Annotated in this window: 1 protein-coding gene; it reads left to right on the top strand. The window is 46.5% G+C overall.

Going from position 1 to position 833, the window contains the following annotated elements:
• Window positions 1-2: 2 nt before the first annotated feature.
• A partial coding sequence (gene cggR, locus RAC86_RS39315) for a gapA transcriptional regulator CggR (RefSeq protein WP_377887026.1) occupies window positions 3-833 on the top strand: 831 nt, incomplete at its 3' end.

Genomic DNA, 833 nt, shown 5'->3' with positions numbered 1-833 from the left:
AAATCAGCGAGCGTGTGCTGAGGGGCGAGGTTCAGTTTTTAAAGGAACAGAACCTGGTCGATATTAAGACAAACGGCATGACATTGACAGAAGAGGGCTATGAACTGCTTTCTGTTTTGGAAGATACGATGAAAGATGTTTTAGGTTTGACTCTTTTGGAAAAGACATTAAAAGAACGTTTAAATCTAAAGGATGCCATTATCGTATCCGGAGACAGCGATCAATCCCCATGGGTCAAAAAAGAAATGGGAAGAGCGGCTGTCGCATGTATGAAAAAAAGATTTTCAGGCAAAAATATCGTCGCTGTAACTGGCGGTACGACAATTGAAGCTGTCGCCGAAATGATGACGCCGGATTCTAAAAACCGCGAGCTTTTGTTTGTGCCTGCAAGAGGCGGTTTAGGCGAAGACGTGAAAAACCAGGCGAACACCATATGCGCGCATATGGCGGAGAAGGCTTCAGGCACTTACCGGCTTTTGTTTGTTCCGGGACAGCTGTCACAAGGCGCCTATTCATCTATTATTGAAGAGCCTTCTGTCAAAGAGGTGCTGAACACCATTAAATCAGCGAGTATGCTGGTTCATGGAATCGGCGAAGCTAAAACTATGGCTCAGCGCAGAAACACGCCTTTAGAAGACTTAAAGAAAATAGATGATAACGACGCGGTGACGGAAGCGTTCGGCTACTATTTTAACGCGGACGGCGAAGTGGTTCACAAAGTGCATTCTGTCGGAATGCAGCTGGATGACATAGACGCCATCCCCGATATTATTGCGGTAGCGGGCGGATCATCAAAAGCCGAGGCGATCGAGGCTTACTTTAAAAAGCCACGC

It is taken from the genome of Bacillus sp. LR_5 (assembly GCF_042709275.1).
This window is presented reverse-complemented; position numbering and strand designations above follow the sequence as displayed.